Genomic DNA, 18,930 nt, shown 5'->3' with positions numbered 1-18,930 from the left:
TGTGTATAAGAGACAGGCGTCGGTCTGCTCGGGGTGACCGGGCACCTGGTCGAGGTGGAGGCGGACCTGGCGCCCGGTCTGCCCGGGGTGGTCATCTCCGGGCTGTCCACGCCTCGCACGCGTAGCCCGGGCACCACGGCGGCCTCGGCGGTGTTGTCGGCCGGGACGATCACCCGTGCGACGCCGGCCCTGGCGGCCGCGGCGACCATCGGCAGGACCCCTCGGACCGGCCGCACCGTGCCGTCCAGGCCCAACTCGCCGAGGATGACCACGCCGTCCAGCGGCGCCAGCGGCAGCTCACCGGAACCGCCGAGCAGCGCCACCGCGATCGCCAGGTCGAACGCCGAGCCGAACTTGGGCAGGGTGGCGGGCAACAGGTTGAGGGTTATCCGTCGGTTCGGCCAGCGTTGACCGGAGTTGACCACCGCGGCGCGGACCCGGTCGCGGGCCTCGTGCAGGGCGGTGTCGGGCAGCCCGGAGATGACCACCCCGGGCAGACCGGGCGCCAGGTCCGCCTCCACCTCGACCAGGTGCCCGGTCACCCCGAGCAGACCGACGCAGAGCACGCGGGCGTAACTCATCAGAACGCCCCGCGCACGTGCTCGATCTCGGCCCGGCCGCGCCTCGGCAGCAGGACCGAGACGATGTCGAAGCGGACCTCGTCGGCGCTGGTGCCGGTGGCTGTCAGCCACTCGGCCGCGAGTCGGCGCAGGCGGTGCGCCTTGCGTCGCACCACCGCCTCGGCGGGGGTGCCGAAGCCCGCGGTGCGGCGCGTCTTCACCTCGCAGAAGGCCAGCACCGGCCCGTCCCAGGCGATGATGTCGATCTCGCCCGTCGCACTACGCCAGTTGCGAGCCACGGGGCGCAGCCCCGCCTCGATGAGATGTCGGACGGCGCATCGTTCCCCGTATCCGCCGACGGCCTGGTTCCGCTTGGTCATGACCGGCACCCTGCTCGCGTACGCGGTCTGTGGTGACCCCGTCGGCGCGATCTGTGGACAACCGAGGGGACTGTGGACAAGCGGACGATCATGCCCTCGGTGTGCTATGGCGGCGAATCCGGCTCTTACTCGCCGCTCCTGTCGAAATTGCGGCATCTTCCCTGGCCAGGGCAGGGGTCGAATGGCGTACGGCGGATCGGTCGCATACCGTGCCGGGCGTGGACGGACGACGCAGCTTTGCCGACGATCAGGAATCGCGCTGGTACCCGGGTGAACACGACCGTGGCTACGGCGACCCCGACTGGCGTGGCGCGGCGGAGGCGCGTTACCGCGACGACGAGTTGCGTACCGCCGCTGAGTCACGGGCCGATGACGACGACCGGTACGGCTCGGTACGGCGCTTCGGCGACTCGACTCCGGTCGACGGCTCGGCACCGCTCAGTGGCGCAACTTCGCTCGACGGCGCGGTCCCATTCGGTGGCGCGGATCCCTTCGGGTCGGCGCCGCTCGGGGGCCCGGCTTCGCTCAGGGGCCCGGCTCCGCTCGGGGGCGTGCCGGCTTCGCTCGGGGGCGTGCCGGCTTCTCTCGGCGTGCCGGCTCCGCTCGGGGACGCACCGGCGGAGACCGAGCGCTATCGGGCGTCCCGGATGCGGCACTCCGACCTGACGGATCCGGAGATCTCCGGTGAGTTGCCGGCCGACCGTCCCGGTCGTCGCGCCGCCCCCGACGCCCGTGTCGTTCCCGACGTTCGTACCGTCCCCGAGGGGAGCCCGGCCGGCGGGCAATCCTCGGCTACCGACCCCGACCGTTCCGCCATGTTCGCCGCCTACCCGATCGTCGAGGCGAGGCGGGCGTCGGAGCCGACGAGTCCGTTGGAGCAGCCGACCGGGCCGATGCCGTCCGTTGCTCCCCGGGGCGACCTGCCGGTGGGGGAGACCGGACCGGCCGGGAACGGTGGGCACCAGGCTGCCCCCGCGCCGGGACTGCCGGCTGGCGATGGCGTGTACCGCAGCCGCCGGCCGATGCTTGCCGTGCTGTTCACCGTACTGGTCGTGATCTTGGAGGTGCCGGCCCTGCGGGTGCTGCTACACGGGGTGACCGCGGACCCGGTGCCCGCCGCCGACGTGCTGGCGGGCACGTTCCTGGTCTGCGGACTGCCGATCTTCGCGGCTGGCCTGTACGGCCTGCGGACCACCGGATTCGCGCTCACCGACGGGGCGCGGGGCTGGTTTCGTCCGCCCACGGCGTACCTGACCGTCGGTCTGGTGCTCTTCCTCGCTGCCGCGCTCGCTGTGGGCTGATTCCCGGCGGGGCGATGTTAATAGGGGACCCCTCCTATACATGAGGCGTTAATACGGGGCCCTTCCTTGCGCTGAGGTGGGGGCGCGTACACTGGTCGACTGGCGACCGCCTCGTGCGGTCGACCTCGCGTGCCCTCCTCACGAGTCGTCGTGTGGCGGCGGCCTCCCTGGTCTCGATCTTGATCGGGCCCACCATGGCCGACGGCCGGGCACCAGGCTGTCCGGCCGCCGGCCGGACGGGACAACCAGGGACCACAAGGAGTACGAGCCATGGCCGTCGTGACCATGCGTCAGCTGCTGGAGAGCGGTGTGCACTTCGGGCACCAGACCCGGCGCTGGAACCCGAAGATGAAGCGCTTCATCTTCACCGAGCGTAACGGCATCTACATCATCGACCTGCGCCAGACTCTCGACTACATCGAGAAGGCGTACGAGTTCGTGCGCAACACGGTGGCCGAGGGCGGCAGCATCCTCTTCGTCGGCACCAAGAAGCAGGCCCAGGAGGCGATCGCCGAGCAGGCGACCCGCGTCGGCCAGCCGTACGTCAACCACCGCTGGCTCGGTGGCATGCTGACCAACTTCCAGACGGTGTACAAGCGGCTCCAGCGGATGAAGGAGCTGGAGGCGCTGGGTGACCTGAGCGGCACCGCCGCCGGTTACACCAAGAAGGAGACCCTCCAGCTGTCCCGCGAGAAGATCAAGCTCACCAAGACCCTCGGTGGTCTGCGGGACATGCAGAAGCTCCCGGCCGCGGTCTGGATCGTCGACACCAAGAAGGAGCACATCGCCGTCGACGAGGCCCGCAAGCTGGGCATCCCGGTGATCGCCGTGCTCGACACCAACTGCGACCCGGACGAGGTCGACTTCCCGATCCCGGGTAACGACGACGCCATCCGCTCGGCCGAGCTGCTGACCAAGGTCGTCGCCGCCGCCGTCGCCGACGGCCTGATCGCCCGCTCCGGTCGTCGCCGGGGTGGCGACGAGAAGCCGGAGGCGGGTGTCGCCACCGACGAGCCGCTGGCCGAGTGGGAGCGTGAGCTGCTCGAGGAGCCCAAGAAGGCCGACGAGCAGCAGCCGGCCGAGCAGCCGCAGGCAGCCGAGCAGCAGCCGGCGGCTGAGCAGCCGGCTGCCGTCGCCGGGCAGTGACCCCAGCGCCGCCGGCCGCCGTCACTGACGGTGGCCGGCGGCGGCCAGGCCGGCACGAACCTCCCGGATCCGGGTAACCGGCACCTCAGACCATCCCACCGCAATCTCAACATCGAAGAGAGAGCCATGTCCCAGATCACCGCGGCGGACGTCAAGAAGCTCCGCGACCTGACCGGCGCCGGCATGATGGACAGCAAGAAGGCCCTGACTGAGGCCGAGGGCGACTTCGACAAGGCCGTCGAGATCCTGCGCGTCAAGGGCGCCAAGGACGTCGGTAAGCGTGCCGGCCGGACCGCCGCGAACGGTCTCATCGCCCACTCCGGCCAGGCCCTGCTGGAGCTCAACTGCGAGACCGACTTCGTCGCCAAGAACGAGGCGTTCATCGCGCTGGCCCAGCAGCTGGTCGAGCACGGCGAGCGTTCCGGCGCGAGCAACGCCGAGGAACTGCTGGCCAGCGAGATCGACGGTCGTCCGGTCGCCGACCTGGTCCAGGAGCAGTCCGCCAAGATCGGCGAGAAGCTGGTGCTGAACCGTTTCGCCAAGCTCGACGGCACCGTCGCGGTCTACCTGCACCGCAAGGCCCAGGACCTGCCCCCGGCCGTCGGTGTGCTGGTGCAGTACGCCGGCAAGACCGACGAGGCGGCTGACGCCGACGCGCGCGGTGCGGCCATGCAGATCGCCGCGATGCGCCCGCAGTACCTCACCCGGGACGAGGTGCCGGCCGAGGTCGTCGAGTCCGAGCGGCGCATCGCCGAGCAGACCGCCCGCGAGGAGAACAAGCCCGAGGCGGCGCTGCCGAAGATCGTCGAGGGCCGGGTGAACTCCTTCTTCAAGGACTTCGTCCTGCTGGAGCAGTCGTCGGTCACCGACAACAAGAAGACTGTGAAGCAGGTGCTGGCGGAGGCCGGCATCGAGGTGACCCGTTTCGTGCGGTTCGAGGTCGGTCAGGCCTGACGCCGCCGACCGGGCGCGCCGCGCCCGTGGGCTGAGCAACGACACGACGAGGAGGCCGCCGGTGTACGCGACAGACACCGCGGCCTCCTCGTCCCATAAGGTCTGCAACGGCAGGTACGTACCCGGGCGCACCGGTGGGGGAAGGACGGGCGGATGACGCAGGTTGTGAAGGACCCGACGGTCGCGGCGGACGATCCGACGGCGCCGCCGCCCGGCCGGGCACGCCGGGTGGTGCTGAAACTCTCCGGTGAGGTCTTCGGCGGCGGCGCGATCGGCGTCGACCCGGACGTGGTCCAGGCCATCGCGCGTCAGATCGCCACCGTGGTCCGCCGGGGAGTGCAGGTCTCCGTGGTGGTCGGTGGCGGCAACTTCTTCCGGGGCGCGGAGCTCCAGAAGCGGGGCATGGACCGGGCCCGGGCGGACTACATGGGCATGCTCGGCACGGTGATGAACTGCCTCGCCCTCCAGGACTTCCTGGAGAAGGAGGGCATCGAGACCCGCGTGCAGAGTGCCATCACGATGGCCCAGGTCGCCGAGCCGTACATCCCCCTGCGCGCGATCCGGCACCTGGAGAAGGGCCGCGTGGTCATTTTCGGGGCCGGAGCCGGCATGCCGTACTTCTCCACCGACACCGTGGCCGCCCAGCGCGCGTTGGAGATTCATGCGGACGTGGTGCTGATGAGCAAGAACGGCGTCGACGGGGTCTACACCGCCGACCCGCGGATCGACCCGACCGCCAGCAAGTTCGACTCGATCACCTTCTCCGAGGTGCTGCGTCGCAACCTTCGGGTCGCCGACGCCGCCGCCTTCAGCCTCTGCATGGAGAACGGCCTGCCGATGCTGGTCTTCGGCGCGCAGGGCGAGGACACCATCGTCCGGGCGGTGGGCGGCGAGAAGATCGGCACGCTGATCACCACCTGAGCTGGCGCCGACGCGACCTCGGTGACCCGACAAGCCCACGACAAGCACAAGAAGGAGGCGAGGAGAGCGGTGATCGACGACACCCTCCTCGAGGCCGAGGAGAAGATGGAGCGTGCGGTCGAGCACGCCAAGGAGGAGTTCGGCGCCATCCGTACCGGTCGCGCCACTCCGGCCATGTTTTCCAAGATCATTATTGATTACTACGGCAGCCCCACGCCGCTGACCCAGATGGCGTCGGTGGCCATCCCGGAGCCGCGGATGGCCATCATCAAGCCGTACGACAACTCGCAGATCAACGCCATGGAGAAGGCGATCCGCGACTCGGACCTCGGGGTCAACCCGAACAACGAGGGCAACCAGCTGCGCATCCTGCTCCCGCAGATGACCGAGGAGCGCCGCCGCGACATGATCAAGGTCGCCCGGCACAAGGGTGAGGAAGCCAAGGTCGCCATCCGCAACATCCGTCGCAAGGGCAAGGAAGAGCTGGACCGGCTGGTCAAGGATGGCGAGGTCGGCGAGGACGATGGTCGCCGCGCCGAGAAGGAGCTCGACGACCTCACCCAGCGCTACGTGGCCCACGTGGACGACCTGGTCAAGCACAAGGAAGCCGAACTCCTGGAGGTCTGACCTCCCCGGCACCCTCCTCCGCACCGTCCCGCCGCGTCGATCGTGAAGTTGTTGCCGCCCCGCCAGGCGTGTCGTGGTGACAACTTCATGATCAACGCGGCTGGGGTCGATGGCATGGGCGGGAGGGTGCAGTAGGCTCGGCACGATTCCCGGCGACCCGGCGATGAACGGTGGGGATCGGCCAGCTGACGGGCTGGCGAATCAGACGAGGCGCCTCGGGCGGGTAGGGGATGGTAGTGGCTGTACGTCAAGTGGTGGATCTCGTACCGCTCTCGTCTGGTGCGTGATGTCCCACCTCGACCCCTACCGTGACACCGAGGCCCGCGGCTGGGAACGCCCGGCCCCGGCGGGGCTGCCCTGGCCGGACCCGGCGCTCGAACCCGGCCCGTGGGACCGCACCGCCCGTCCCGCCGCCGAGCTGTACGCCGATCCGCGTGCCGGCGGCCCCCACGTCTCCGGCCGAAGCCCTCAGCCTGCTCCGAGCGGGGTGAACGGGCGCCGAGAGTGGGAGCACGACGAGGCGCCCACGGCGCAGTTCGCGCCGGTACGCGCCGGTGCGGGGCAGGAACACGACGAGGCGCCGACCGCGCAGTTCGCGCCGGTGCCCGCCGATGTGGGTCCGGAGCACGAACCGGCACCTGCCGACGAAGCAGAGCCCGCCGACGAGAACCCGGCAGCGAGCAAGCGCCACCGTGGTCGGCGTCGCGCCGGCGCCGGCCGCCCAGCCAGCCAGCGGAAGTCGTCCGGCCGGGCCGGTCGTAACCTGCCGGCGGCCATCTCGGTCGGCGTGGGCCTGGGTGCTGCGGTCCTGTTACCGCTGTTCCTCTACACCCCCGCCTTCCTGCTGGTGCTCACCGCGGCCTTCGGCATCGGCAGTTGGGAGATGTCCCGGGCGGTACGCCGCAGCGGTGCCCGGGTGCCGTTGGTCCCGCTGATCGCCGGCGGGGTGCTCACGGTCACCATGGCCTGGTTCAGCGGCCCGGACGCGCTCCTGCTCGGTCTGCTCGTCACGGTCGCCGGCACGGTGGTCTGGCGGCTCGGTGACGGCACCGCCAACCTGCGGCGGGACATCACCGCGGCCACCATGATCGCGGTGTACGTGCCCTTCCTCGGTGGCTTCGCCGCCCTGCTCGCCTCGTCTCCCGGTGACGGCGACCTGCGCGTGCTGGTGACCCTTGTCGCCGTGGTGCTCTCCGACACCGGCGGTTATGCGGCCGGCGCCAACTTCGGCAAGCACCCGATGGCACCGACGATCAGCCCGAAGAAGTCCTGGGAGGGGTTCGCCGGCTCGATCAGCGCCGCGGCGTTGGGCAGCGCCCTGCTGCTCTGGTTGCTGTTCGAGGTGGCCCCGTGGTGGGGCGCGGTGTTCGGGATGGCGATCTCGGCCGCCGCGGTCCTGGGCGACCTTGCCGAGTCCATGATCAAGCGGGATCTCGGCGTGAAGGACATGAGCAACCTGCTGCCCGGACATGGTGGTCTGATGGACCGGCTCGACTCGGTCCTGTTCGCCGTGCCCACCGCGTACCTGCTGCTCGTGGTCTTCGTCCCGGCGGTGAGCTGAGGAATGACGGAGGCGGGCGCGGCCGGACCGCGACGACTGTCGGAGCGGATTCGCCACCCGCGGACGGGCACGTTCCGTGTTGGGCGTGCCAGACTGGACAGGCTATGACGAGCCTGCCCCTGATTCCGGCCGACCCGGACGCGCCCGGCGCGCGCCGGGCGGCAATGCCACCGCAACACCTCGCCGATCTCGACCTGGCCGGCCGGAAGACCCTGGTCACCGGGCTGGGCGAGCCGGCTTTCCGAGCCCGGCAGATCTCCACCCACTACTTCGGCCGGCTGGTGCGTGACCCGGCACAGATGACCGACCTGCCGGCGTCGTCCCGCGAGCGGCTGGCCGAACAGCTGCTGCCCCGCCTTCTCAACCCGGTCCGCGAGTTGGCCTGTGACGACGGCGCGACCCGCAAGGCGCTCTGGCGGCTGCACGACGGGTCGCTGGTGGAGAGCGTGCTGATGGGCTACCCCGACCGGGTCACCGTCTGCATCTCGAGCCAAGCCGGGTGTGGCATGGCCTGCCCGTTCTGTGCGACCGGCCAGGCCGGTCTGACCCGCAACCTCTCCACCGCCGAGATCGTCGACCAGGCGGTCTACCTGGCCGGCGTGGCCGCGTCAGGTGCGGTGGCTGGGTCGCCGCCGAGGCTGTCACACGTGGTCTTCATGGGCATGGGTGAGCCACTGGCGAACTACAACCGGGTGGTGGCCGCCATCCGTCGGCTTGTCGCACCGGCTCCGGAGGGGCTCGGCCTGTCGCAGCGGCACATCACCGTTTCCACGGTCGGGCTGGTGCCTGCCATCAACCGACTGGCCAGCGAAGACCTCTCGGTGACCCTTGCGTTGTCGCTGCACGCCCCCGATGATGAGCTGCGCGACGAACTGGTGCCGGTCAACCAGCGCTGGAAGGTTTCCGAGGTGCTGGACGCGGCATGGGCCTACGCGGCTCGCACGGGGCGTCGCGTGTCGATCGAATACGCGATGATCAAGGACGTGAACGACCAGCCGTGGCGAGCCGATCTGCTCGGGCGGCTGCTGGCCGGCAAGCTGGCCCACGTGAACCTGATCCCGCTCAACCCGACTCCGGGCAGTCGTTGGGACGCCAGCCCGAAGCCGGTCGAGCGGGAGTTCGTCCGGCGGTTGCGCGACGCCGGGGTGTCCACCACGGTGCGGGACACCCGAGGCCGCGAGATCGACGGCGCGTGTGGGCAGCTGGCGGCCGCGCAGGACAGTGGCACCGACCCGGCCGGGGAGATGTCGGCGTGACCGGGCGTGGCGAACGAGACCAGGAGACATAGTGGCGAGTCAGGGTCAGCGTTTCCGGCGTAAGGCGCTCCGCCGGGGATACAAGGTTGACGAGGTGGACGCCTTCCTGGACCGGGTCGAGGCGACGCTGGAGGGCCAGCCGGTCGGCGCCCCGGTGGCCTCCCAGGAGGTCCACGACGTCGTCTTCCGGGTTCGCTTCAACGGCTACGACGAGTGGCAGGTCGACCTGCACCTCGACCGGGTCGAGCGGCAGCTGGCCGAGTTGGAGGAGCGGGGCGCCACCGGCCGCGCCGGCGCAGACCCCCGGATGGGTCCGCCGGACCGGATGGGCCCGCCCGGGCGCGATGACCGCGGCATGTCGCCGGTGCCGCAGCCACCGATGCCGCCACGGCCGATGCCGGCCCAGGCCGGGCCGCCGTACGGCCGCTACGACGAACCGACCGGTGCCTACGCCGGCGGGTACGACGCTCCTCGCAGCGGGTACGACGCGCCGCGCGGTCCCGGCGGGCCGATGGGTCCGCCGGGTGCTCCGACGGGGCACGGCGGCCCGCCGTCGCGTGGCCTGCCTCCCGGCCCCGGCGGCTACGGTCCGCCCGACGGGCCTGGTGGTTACGGTCCTCCGGATGGCCCGGGTGGCTACGGTCCGCCCGACGGCCCGGGTGGCTATGGTCCGCCGGACGGGCCTGGTGGTTACGGTCCTCCGGACGGCCCGGGTGGTTATGGCGCCCCGGACCGGTCGGGCGGCTACGGTCCCCCGGACGGGCCTGGCGGCTACGGTCCCCCCGACCGGGGCGGTTACGGCCCTCCGGACGAGCAGCGCTTCGACGGCTTCGAGGCGGGTCGGCACGGCCGTGCCGACATGACCGCCGAGATCCGCATGCCGGACCGGCGCGGCCCGGCCGGGCCGCCCGGCATGCCGCAGCAGTCACTGGGTGGGCCGCCGATGGGCGGGCCACCGCCGATGGCGGGTCCGCCGGCGGTGGCCGGGCCGCCCATGGGTGGGCCGCCGATGGCCGGGCCGCCCGGCAGTGACCTCTACCGCGTGGACCAGATCCGACGCAGTTTCCAGGTACGCAGGTTCGGCAGCGGGTACGCCCCCGACCAGGTGGACCGGTTCTTCGAGGGCCTGCTCGGCGGGATGGCCGGGCGTAACCCGATGCCGGTGAACCCGAAGGATCTCGACACGCTGCGCTTCGGGCTGGTGCAGGGTGGCTACTTCGAGGCCGAGGTCGACGCCGCGCTGAAGAACGTCCAGGACATCCTCTTCGGCCGCTGAGGCAGTCACGACAAAGGGCCCGCCTCCGTCAACGGAGCGGGCCCTTTGTCGTACGTTCCTCGCCGGTGGGGTCCGGCTTCTCCGCGGGCCAGGCTCAGGAGCGCAGACCGTTGCGGCGCAGCACCACGTCGCCGATCACGATGAGCAGCAGGAGCACGGCCAGGCCGATCAGCCAGAGGTTCTCGACCCTGCCCTCGTGGTTGCCGCAGAGCATCGCCAGCAGCGCGAACGCGGTGACGACCGCGCCGATCCGCCCGGCCTTGCGGTGCCCGGGCTTGTGCTGGTCTGGCGACGTTACCGGCTCGCTTCCTGCCACTGTCGGTCCTTCCTCGCGTGGGGATCTGCGGCTAGTCTGGCACGCCCCCTGCGCGGGGACCTGCGGTGGGGCGGATGTGCCGGCGGTCAGGCGGCCGGGGACCTTCGACCCGCCCACCCGGGACGAGCGGGTATGGCGACGTCGCGGGGCGCGGACCACACTGCCTCCGGTAGCGTTCTGGCGTACGCCTTGATTGTCTTTTTCCGAGGGGGAACTGCGGTGCGAGTGACAGGTACCGGGCACGCGAGCATGCGGATCGACACCGCCGCGGGCAGCATCCTGTGCGACCCGTGGGTCAACCCGGCCTACTTCGCCTCCTGGTTCCCGTTCCCGGACAACTCCCAGCTCGACTGGGAGACCCTCGGCGACGTGGACTACCTGTACGTCTCCCACCTGCACCGGGACCACTTCGACGCGGCCCACCTGAAGCGGTACGTCGCCAAGAAGGCGACGGTGCTGCTGCCCGAGTTCCCCACCTCGGAGATGGAGGACGAGTTCCGCGAGCTGGGCTTCACCAAGTTCCTGAAGACCCGCAACGAGGAGGTCGTCGAGCTGGACGGCGGCCTGAAGATCATGATCCAGGCGTTGACCAGCCCGACCGACGGCCCGATCGGTGACTCCTCGCTCTGGGTGGAGTACGACGGCGTCCGGCTGCTCAATCAGAACGACGCCCGCCCCACCGACCTGAGCGTCTTCGCCGAGCTGGGTCACGTGCACGCGCACCTGCTGCAGTTCTCCGGTGCGATCTGGTACCCGATGGTCTACGAGCTGCCGCAGTCGGCGAAGACCGCGTTCGGCAAGCAGAAGCGGGAGCGGCAGTTCGACCGCACCTGGCGCTACATCGACGACCTGAAGGCCGACCACGTCTTCCCGATCGCCGGCCCGCCGTGTTTCCTCGACGACGAGCTGTGGCAGTTCAACGACATCTTCGACGACGAGGGCAACATCTTCCCCGACCAGTCGGTCTTCCTGGCCGAGTACGCCAAGGTCGGCGGCACCAACGGCATCGTGCTGCTGCCCGGCAGCGTCGCCGAGGTCACCACCTCGGGGGCGACGACGACTCATCCGCAGCCGGTGGAGGAGTTCTTCGCCAACAAGGTCGCCCACCTGGAAGAGATGCGCGAGCGCAAGCGCCCGATCATCGAGGCGGAGAAGGCGTCCTGGCGGCACCCCGAGGTGGACGTGCTCAAGGAGCTGAAGCAGCGCATCGAGCCCCTGCTCGACGAGTCGATCTACCTGGCCAAGGGCGTCGGCGGTCCGGTCCGCTTCGACCTGGTCGGCTACGACGGGGACAGTGTCGAGTCCATTGTTGTCGACTTCCCGGGCAAGCAGGTGCGGCCGTACGCCGACGAGAAGGTGCGTTACCGGTTCCGTACCGAGCGGGCGCTGGTCGAGCACCTGCTGCACATCGGTGAGGTGGACTGGGTCAACTCGCTCTTCCTGTCCTGCCGCTTCTCGGCCGCCCGGATCGGGCAGTACAACGAGTTCGTGTACGCCTTCTTCAAGTGCCTCTCCACCGAGCGCCTCCAGTACGCCGAGGGATGGTACGACGAGCACGAGCGGGCGGTCGACGCCGAGGACATCACCATCGGCGGCTGGACGGTGCAGCGGCGTTGCCCGCACTTGAAGGCGGACCTGAGCCGGTTCGGCATCGTCGACGGCGACCAGCTCACCTGTCAGCTGCACGGCTGGCGCTTCGACCTGCCCAGTGGTCGTTGTCTGACCAGCGTCGGTCACAAGATCCGGGCTCACCGGGTCGGTGAGGAGCCTGCGGCCGCCGAGGTCCCGCAGGCGTCGCAGCCATCGAGCTGAGCCGCTAGCGCCTGTGTCGAAGCCGGTCTGGTGCCGGCCGGTGCGCGAGATGCCGCAACCCGTGGCCTCCGCCGGCCCTGATACCGCGACATGCCGCAACCCGCCCCGCGCCCCGGGCCGCTGACTCGGCGGCACTCGTTGCCAGGGAAGCCTCAGCGGCCGAAGTCGGCGAGGATGCGTTGGGCGGCGTTGTGGCCGGCGGCGCCGATCACGCTGCCGGCTGGGTGGCAGCCGGCGCTGCCTGCGTACACCCCGTCGACGCCGGTGGCGTAGGGCATCCGGTCGGTGAACGAGACGGTGTTGTCGACGTGGTGGATGTGGCCGCCGGTGATGCCGAAGTGGGCCTCGATGCCGGGTGGCGGCAGCGGCACCGCGTCGGCGATCAGGTCGCCGGTGCCCGGTGCGTACCGTTCGCAGATCGCCACCAGCTGCGCGACGTAGCCGGGCAGCGCCGTGTCCCAGTCGGTGCCGGCCAGTTCGTACGGCACCGACTGGACGAACAGCGCCGACGAGTGGTGTCCGGCCGGGTCGGCCAGGGACGGGTCGACAGTGGTGTGCAGGTACCACTCGATCGTCGGCTCGGTCGGCAGCCGCCCGGCCCGCACGTCGGCCCACATGGCGCGCAGCGCCGCCATCGGTGACTCGCCGCCGCCACCGGTCAGCGACGCCGAGCCGGGCAGCAGGTGGATGGTGGAGCCGAACGGGCTCGGCGCGTCCGGCGGCAGGCAGGAGAAGCGGGGCAGCCCGCGCAGCGCCAGGTTGAGCTTGAGGGTGGTGCCGGTGCGCCGGACCGCCGTCATCCGTTCGGTGAGCGCGGCCGGCAGCGCGCCGTCGGGCAGCAGCGCCATCAGCCGGTACGGGTCGCAGCCGCCGAGCACCACCTCGGCGCCGATTTCGCGTCCGTCGGCCAGCACGACGCCGGACGCGGCGCCCCCGTCGAGGGTGATCGCCGTGACGGGCGCGCCGGTGACGATCCGGGCGCCGGCGGCACGGGCCGCGTCGGCGAAGGTACGCGACACGGTGCCCATGCCGCCCTCGGCGATCATCCAGGTGCCGCCCGAGCCGGGCAGCCGACACATGTTGTGCACCAGGAAGTTGTGCCCGGTGCCCGGATCGTCCGGCCCGGCGTTGAGCCCGGAGAGCCCGTCGGTGACGGCGTACATGCTGACCAGCAGTTCCGAGCGGAACTCGAAGCGGGCCAGGTAGTCGGCGACCGAGCCGCGGACCAGGTCCACGAAGACCTGGCGCAGTTCGGGGCGGACGTAGCGGTCCGCGGTCTGCTCGACCGGCAGCGGCTCGGCCAGCCAGGCCGGGGCGAGATCCTCGCGGAGCGCGGCCAACTCGGCCTGCATCGCGTCGTCGGCGGCCACGTCGGCCGGGGAGAAGAACTCGGCGAGTTGCGCCCGGGTGGCTGCGGTGTCGGTGCCGAAGAGCAGGTACGGCGACCCGGCACCGCCCGGCGTGGGCAGGAAGTAGTGCGGGTCGCGGCGCAGCACCGGAATGCGTACGTCGAGCGTGGCCAGCAGCTCCGGCGGCATCAGCCCGAGCAGGTACGACCCGGTGGAGTGCCGCAACTGCGGCACCTTGGGGAACGGATTCTCCGTCCGGGTGGCCCCGCCGATCACGTCAGCGGCCTCCAGCACCAGCACATCCAACCCGGCCCGAGCCAACAGGATCGCCGAAACCAACCCGTTGTGCCCAGACCCGACCACCACCACGTCGGCCCTTCCCGGCAGCTCACCACCTGTCATCTCCGCACCCTAACCCGGCTCGGCGCGTCGCTGCCGTCGCTGCCGCCAGCCGGAGAGGGCGAGGGTGGCCGAGTAGCCGGCCAGCACGATCACGTGGAACAGGTAGAGCCAGAGCAGGATGGCCACCGCGCCACCCACCTCGTCCAGCCCGCCGAAGGGCACGCCGAGGTCGAGCGGGAGCGAGGCGAACAGCACGAAACCGTGCATGAAGCCGGAGAGGTTCGCCGCGGTGAACGAGCCGACGCCGAGGGTGGAGAGCCAGTCCGGCGAGGCCGGACCCACCACCCGGAACACCCACAGCAGCACCGGGGTGAGCACCAGCCACACCGCCAGGAAGGAGAGCACCACCCCGAGCACCCCCACCCAACCGCCGCGCTGCACCAGCCCGGTGGTGGTGGGCAGGGCCAGCAGGATCGCCAGCAGCAGGGCCGGTGCGGGGGCGAGCAACGGCAGCAGCAGCAGCCGTCCCCGCCAGCCGACCAGGTGTTCGTCGCTGCGGGGCGCCGCGACCGAGACGAACGCCCGGCGCAGCCCCTCGCCGTACAGCGACGCCGGCAGCACCGCGGCCAGCGCCAGCCAGGGCGTCAGGTTCACCCCGGCCTCGACCAGGGCGGCCACCGCGCCGGGCGCGCCGATCGCGTCCGGCAGGGCCTCGATGGCGTACGCGGAGAGCCGGTGCACTCGTTCCGCGCCGGCCACGAGCGTGGTCAGCCAGATCGCCAGCAGCGCCACCGGCACCACGGCGATCGCCCCGTAGAAGGTGATCGCGGCGGCGTGCAGCGACAGGTCACGGCCCCGTACCGGCCGGAAGGCGGCCCGGATGATCCGCCTGGTCCGCTGCCACGCTCCACTCATCGCGCTCCTGTTCCCCGTCAGCCGCTCCGGCAACCGCCCGTCCGGTCCGTCTGACTCGGCGGATCGGTCGGGTAAGCGTTCCCGCGTCCCGCAGGCTATCGACTCACAGTGTTGTGGCTGGTAGAACAGCCAATCATCGTCGCCTTGGCGATCAAGAGTCGCCCGTTGGCGTCCTACCCTCGAAGCGAGGTACCTGCGTGGCCCTTCGACGATCAATGACAGCCCTCCTCGCCGCCGTGGTCCTGTTCGGACCGGCGGCCACGGCTGTGGCGGCACCGGCCGACCCGGAAGCCTCCGCCGCGGCCACCGCGTCACCGCGTGGGCCATCCGACACCGAGCTGCCCTTCGGCATCGGATCCGGCCAGCGTGGCCGTTCCGCCGACGCCCCAGGTCGGCTGCCCAGTCAACCGGCACCGACAGCCAAGCTGCCCGGCAAGCCGCGAAACGATGTCATCGCCGACGCGCCGGTGGAGCTGACCGACGCGTCGATCGCCTACAACCTCATCCCGTACCACGACATCCCGCCCGCCCTGCGTGACCTGCAGCGCAGCGACCGGATCAGCGTGGAGGTCATCGGGCAGTCGGTGCTCGGCCGCGATTTGCACCTGGTGCTGGCCACCGCGCCGATGAGCGACGCCCAGTGGAAGAACTGGCAGGAACTGTCGGACCTGCGGTTCAGCGACCCGCACGCGGCGCAGGCGAAGTTCGCCGCCGGCGGGTACGACAACTGGCGTACGCCGCTGTTCATCAACAACAACATCCACGGCAACGAGTGGGAAGGCACCGACGCCAGCCTGAAGGTGCTGCGGGAGCTGGCGTTCGCCACCGACCCGGCGACCGTGGAGATGCTCAACAAGCACGTGATCGCGTTCGTGGTCACCAACAACCCGGACGGCCGGGTGGCGGCGACCCGGGCGAACGCCAACGGCTTCGACATGAACCGCGACTACATCACCGCGTCGCAGCCCGAGGTCCGTGCCGTGCGCGCCCAGCTGGTCCGCTACAGCCCGCTGACCATGCTGGACATCCACGGGTACGTCTCCTGCACGCTGATCGAGCCGACCACCGGCCCGCACGGTGACAACTACGAGTACGACCTCTACATCAAGCACGCGCTGCGCAACGCGCTCGCCATGGAGCAGGCCATCCTGGCCACCGGCGAGACCCGGGCCACCTGCGCGAACCCGGACGGCAGCCGGCGCAACGACATCCCGTTCCGGGACCGCACCCAGGGCTGGGACGACTGGCCGCCGATCTTCACGCCGATGTACTCGATGTACCACGGTGCCATCGGGCACACCATCGAGGTGCCGCTCAACCCGCGCGGCAACCTGACCGTGGCGGAGCGGCACGAGCGGACCCGGATCAACACCGCGGTGGCCGTGGCGTCGATCAAGGGGAACCTCGGCTACGCCACCGCGAACCGGGCGGAGTTGCTCGCCAACCAGCTCGAATGGTTCCGGCGGGGCGTCGACGGCGAGTCGACCCGGCCGATCGACGACCCGCTGGCCATCTCGCTGGCGCGGGGGGACAACGTCAAGACCCACCTGCAGGACTTCGCTCGCGCGTACGTCATCCCGGCCGGCACCGACCAGCGCAGCGCCACCGCGGCGGCTCGACTGGTCCAGTTCATGCTCGACAACGACCTCAAGGTGCAGCGCGCCTGGCGGCCGTTCAGGCTGGGCGGCACGCACTACGCGGCCGGCACCTACGTGGTGGACATGCGGCAGGCCAAGCGCGGCCTGGCCAGTGCCCTGCTCGAGGTCGGGCGGGACGTGACGAACGACTTCAACGCGATGTACGACATCTCGGCGTGGAGCCACGGTCATCTCTGGGGTGCGACAGTGCAGCGGGTCGGCGCGGACGTCACCCTGGACGCCCAGGCGCTGCGTCCGGTGACCGAGGCTCGGGCCACCGGTGCCGTGGCACCCGGCAAGCAGGCCCACTACGGTCTGGTCGTCGACTCGGTGGCCGGCATCCTGGCGGTCAACCGGATGCTCGCCGACGGGGTGGCGGTGTCCAGGACGGCCGACGGCACCTTCGTGGTGCCGGGTGACGTCTCCGTCGTCCGGGCCATCGCCGAGGCGTACGGGGTCGAGTTCGTCAAGCTCACCCCGCCGCAGGTACGCGGCGCCACACCGGTGTCGAAGACCCGGCTCGGGGTCGCGGCGAACGGTGGCGAGGTCTTCGCCTTGCGGCAGATGGGCTTCGACCCGATCTCGGTCACCCACACCGGGTTCAACAACGGCACCCTGTCCTTCGCCGACTTCGACGCCTTCTTCGTCTCGACCACGGCCTTCAACCCGCTCAACCTGGACGCCACCCAACGCGCCGCGTTCGACGCCTGGCTGGCCGACGGGGGCACCGTGGTGGGACGCGGGGCCAGCGGAAAGCAGTTCAACGACCGGGCCGGGCTGCTCGACGTGAGCATCGCGGCGGGCCGCAGCGACGCCAACGGCATCGTCAAGGTGGAGAACAACCAGGCGTCGCCGATCACCGGCAACGCCCTGCCGACCGCGTTCGTCGACGCGCCGCAGTACTTCACCCGGGTCGGCGACGGCGTACGCGTCGACCAGCGGCTGGCCGGGGAGGGTTTCTTCCTCGCCGGTCACTGGGGTGGCCAGCAGGCCGCCGCCGGGCAGGCGGTGGTGGTCAGTGGCGTGGCGAAGGGGGCCTCGGTGACCCTCTTCGGCACCGAGCCGCTCTTCCGGGCCCACCCGGAGGGCATGTACCCGCAGGTCGCTGCCGCGCTGTGGTGGAACGGCTCGTGAGCTAGCCGTACGGCGTGACTGGTCTGGGCCTGGGCGGAGAAAATTCCGCCCAGGCCCGTCGCCGGTCAGATCAGCCGAACGCGTGGTAGAGCCGATCATGGCGTGGCGGGCGGCGAAGCGGGCTGCTGAGGCGGTGCTGGCAACACGCAGACCGCCCATGACGCGGCGACGGGCACCGATTTCAGTGGCGGCATCTGAACCGGCACCGGCCAGGCAAATGCGTTGCGCCGAAGCGGGTCGTGGTTACGATCGCGGACCATGGCGATGGTGACCACCGAACGACTGCTCGTGCGCGAGTGGACCGACGGGCCGGCGGACCTGGCCCGGCTCTTCGACATCTATTCCCGGCCGGAGATCGCCCGGTGGCTCGGCGCGCGGTCGGGGTTGCCGTTGACGGATCCGGCGCAGGCGGTCGAGCGGTTGGACAGGTGGCGTCGGCGGCACGCGGCGTACGGTGATCGGTACGGTCTTTGGGCGGTCGAGGTGCGGGAGACCGGTGTGGTGGTGGGCACGGTGATGGTGAAGCCGTTGCCGGGGCGGGATGAGCAGGTGCTCACCGATGACATCGAGGTGGGTTGGCACCTGCACCCCGAAGCCTGGGGCAACGGGTACGCCACCGAGGCCGCACGCGCCGTCGTGGAGCGGGAACTCGCCACCGGGACGCCGCTGATCCATGCCGTGGTCGCTCGGGGTAACACCGCCTCGATGGCGGTGGCTCGTCGGCTCGGCATGACCCACGTCGGCCGCCGCACTGACTGGTACGGCGGTGAGGAGTTGGAGACCTTCGTCCTGGCCCGGCCGGCGTGAGTCGACCCACCGGCGGCGGTGAGCCGGTCGTGACTCCGCCATCGGTGGCCGAGGCCGAACGCATCCAGGAACAGTTGCGACAGCGACTTGACCTGCACAATCCGCTGCCCACCGAACCGAGGCTGGTGGCCGGGGTCGACGTGTCGTACGACAAATCGTCGCCGCGGATCACGGCCGCCGCTGTGGTGTTCGACCTGGCCACCGGCGTGGAGGTGGAGTCGGCTGTCGTCCCCGGCGAGGTGACGTTTCCGTACGTTCCCGGGTTGCTGGCGTTCCGTGAGGTGCCGATCCTGCTGACGGCGCTGGAGCGGCTGGCGGCCCGGCCCGATCTGGTGGTCTGTGACGGCTACGGCATCGCCCACCCTCGGCGCTTCGGGTTGGCCTGTCACCTGGGTGTGGTGGCCGGGCTGCCGACCTTCGGGGTGGCCAAGACCCCGTTCGTCGCCGGCTTCGACGCGCCGGGCGAGCACCGAGGAGACTGGTCCCCGCTGCGGGCCGGCGACGAGGTGCTGGGCCGGGTGTTGCGTACCCAAACCGGCGTCAAGCCGGTCTTCGTCTCAGTGGGCCACCGCACCGCCCTCGAACAGGCAACCACCCTGACCCTCAACCTGACCCCCCGCTACCGCCTCCCCGAGG

The 18,930-nt window shown here is 70.8% G+C and carries 17 protein-coding genes; 12 read left to right on the top strand and 5 right to left on the bottom strand.

All coding sequences use genetic code 11. The annotated features are described in order from the left end of the window. Positions 1–581 (bottom strand): magnesium chelatase domain-containing protein (locus C1I93_RS16800; protein ID WP_309148204.1); only part of this gene is annotated, 581 nt, incomplete at its 3' end. Next, positions 581–940 (bottom strand): YraN family protein, encoded by a 360-nt coding sequence (locus C1I93_RS16795; RefSeq protein ID WP_111244240.1) that lies wholly within the window; start codon positions 938–940, stop codon positions 581–583. The genes C1I93_RS16800 and C1I93_RS16795, both read right to left, overlap by 1 nt. 218 nt (positions 941–1,158) lie before the next feature. On the opposite strand from C1I93_RS16795, the gene C1I93_RS16790 reads away from it, so the two are divergent. From C1I93_RS16790 to C1I93_RS16755, 8 genes are all read left to right on the top strand, one after another. Beyond that, positions 1,159–2,241, top strand: coding sequence for a hypothetical protein (locus C1I93_RS16790; protein ID WP_223256187.1), 1,083 nt, complete (start codon positions 1,159–1,161; stop codon positions 2,239–2,241). 270 nt (positions 2,242–2,511) lie between these two features. Next, the gene (gene rpsB, locus C1I93_RS16785; protein WP_111244236.1) at positions 2,512–3,387 is read left to right on the top strand and encodes a 30S ribosomal protein S2; all 876 of its coding nucleotides are present in this window, start codon (positions 2,512–2,514) and stop codon (positions 3,385–3,387) included. Positions 3,388–3,513: 126 nt separating this feature from the next. Continuing rightward, a complete protein-coding gene (gene tsf, locus C1I93_RS16780; RefSeq protein ID WP_111244239.1) occupies positions 3,514–4,341 on the top strand; it encodes a translation elongation factor Ts in 828 nt (275 codons plus the stop codon). Positions 4,342–4,494: 153 nt separating this feature from the next. Continuing rightward, positions 4,495–5,262, top strand: a complete 768-nt coding sequence (gene pyrH, locus C1I93_RS16775; protein WP_111244235.1) for a UMP kinase — start codon at positions 4,495–4,497, stop codon at positions 5,260–5,262. A 69-nt stretch (positions 5,263–5,331) separates the two neighbouring features. Then, complete coding sequence (frr, locus tag C1I93_RS16770; RefSeq protein ID WP_111244234.1) at positions 5,332–5,889, top strand: ribosome recycling factor; 558 nt, start codon at positions 5,332–5,334, stop codon at positions 5,887–5,889. A gap of 286 nt (positions 5,890–6,175) precedes the next feature. Continuing rightward, positions 6,176–7,450, top strand: coding sequence for a phosphatidate cytidylyltransferase (locus C1I93_RS16765; protein ID WP_181445204.1), 1,275 nt, complete (start codon positions 6,176–6,178; stop codon positions 7,448–7,450). 104 nt (positions 7,451–7,554) lie between these two features. Further along, on the top strand, positions 7,555–8,706 hold the full coding sequence (gene rlmN / locus C1I93_RS16760; protein ID WP_111244232.1) for a dual-specificity RNA methyltransferase RlmN: 1,152 nt from the start codon (positions 7,555–7,557) through the stop codon (positions 8,704–8,706). A 31-nt stretch (positions 8,707–8,737) separates the two neighbouring features. Then, complete coding sequence (locus C1I93_RS16755) at positions 8,738–9,982, top strand: DivIVA domain-containing protein (protein ID WP_111244231.1); 1,245 nt, start codon at positions 8,738–8,740, stop codon at positions 9,980–9,982. A gap of 94 nt (positions 9,983–10,076) precedes the next feature. Here the strand turns inward: C1I93_RS16755 and C1I93_RS16750 are convergent, their stop codons facing one another. Then, positions 10,077–10,298: a DUF2631 domain-containing protein gene (locus C1I93_RS16750; RefSeq protein WP_111244230.1), complete on the bottom strand. Its 222-nt coding sequence runs from the start codon at positions 10,296–10,298 to the stop codon at positions 10,077–10,079. A 219-nt stretch (positions 10,299–10,517) separates the two neighbouring features. On the opposite strand from C1I93_RS16750, the gene C1I93_RS16745 reads away from it, so the two are divergent. Continuing rightward, positions 10,518–12,110 (top strand): Rieske 2Fe-2S domain-containing protein, encoded by a 1,593-nt coding sequence (locus tag C1I93_RS16745; protein ID WP_111244229.1) that lies wholly within the window; start codon positions 10,518–10,520, stop codon positions 12,108–12,110. Between the two features lie 152 nt (positions 12,111–12,262). Here the strand turns inward: C1I93_RS16745 and C1I93_RS16740 are convergent, their stop codons facing one another. Beyond that, a complete protein-coding gene (locus C1I93_RS16740; RefSeq protein ID WP_111244228.1) occupies positions 12,263–13,861 on the bottom strand; it encodes a phytoene desaturase family protein in 1,599 nt (532 codons plus the stop codon). Positions 13,862–13,870: 9 nt separating this feature from the next. Then, positions 13,871–14,716, bottom strand: coding sequence for a YhjD/YihY/BrkB family envelope integrity protein (locus tag C1I93_RS16735; protein ID WP_111244227.1), 846 nt, complete (start codon positions 14,714–14,716; stop codon positions 13,871–13,873). Positions 14,717–14,931: 215 nt separating this feature from the next. Here C1I93_RS16735 and C1I93_RS16730 point away from each other — a divergent pair, with 215 nt between their 5' ends. The 3 genes from C1I93_RS16730 to C1I93_RS16720 form a co-directional block, all read left to right on the top strand. After that, positions 14,932–17,487, top strand: a complete 2,556-nt coding sequence (locus C1I93_RS16730; protein WP_111244226.1) for a M14 family metallopeptidase — start codon at positions 14,932–14,934, stop codon at positions 17,485–17,487. A 258-nt stretch (positions 17,488–17,745) separates the two neighbouring features. After that, positions 17,746–18,294 carry a GNAT family N-acetyltransferase gene (locus C1I93_RS16725; protein ID WP_111244225.1) on the top strand — a complete coding sequence of 183 codons (549 nt, stop codon included), beginning with the start codon at positions 17,746–17,748 and terminating at the stop codon, positions 18,292–18,294. Positions 18,295–18,323: 29 nt separating this feature from the next. Then, positions 18,324–18,930: endonuclease V (locus C1I93_RS16720; protein ID WP_258378299.1), on the top strand; the 607-nt coding region annotated here is incomplete at its 3' end.

The sequence above is a fragment of the Micromonospora endophytica genome (assembly GCF_003236305.1).
Lineage (GTDB): Bacteria > Actinomycetota > Actinomycetes > Mycobacteriales > Micromonosporaceae > Micromonospora > Micromonospora endophytica.
This window is presented reverse-complemented; position numbering and strand designations above follow the sequence as displayed.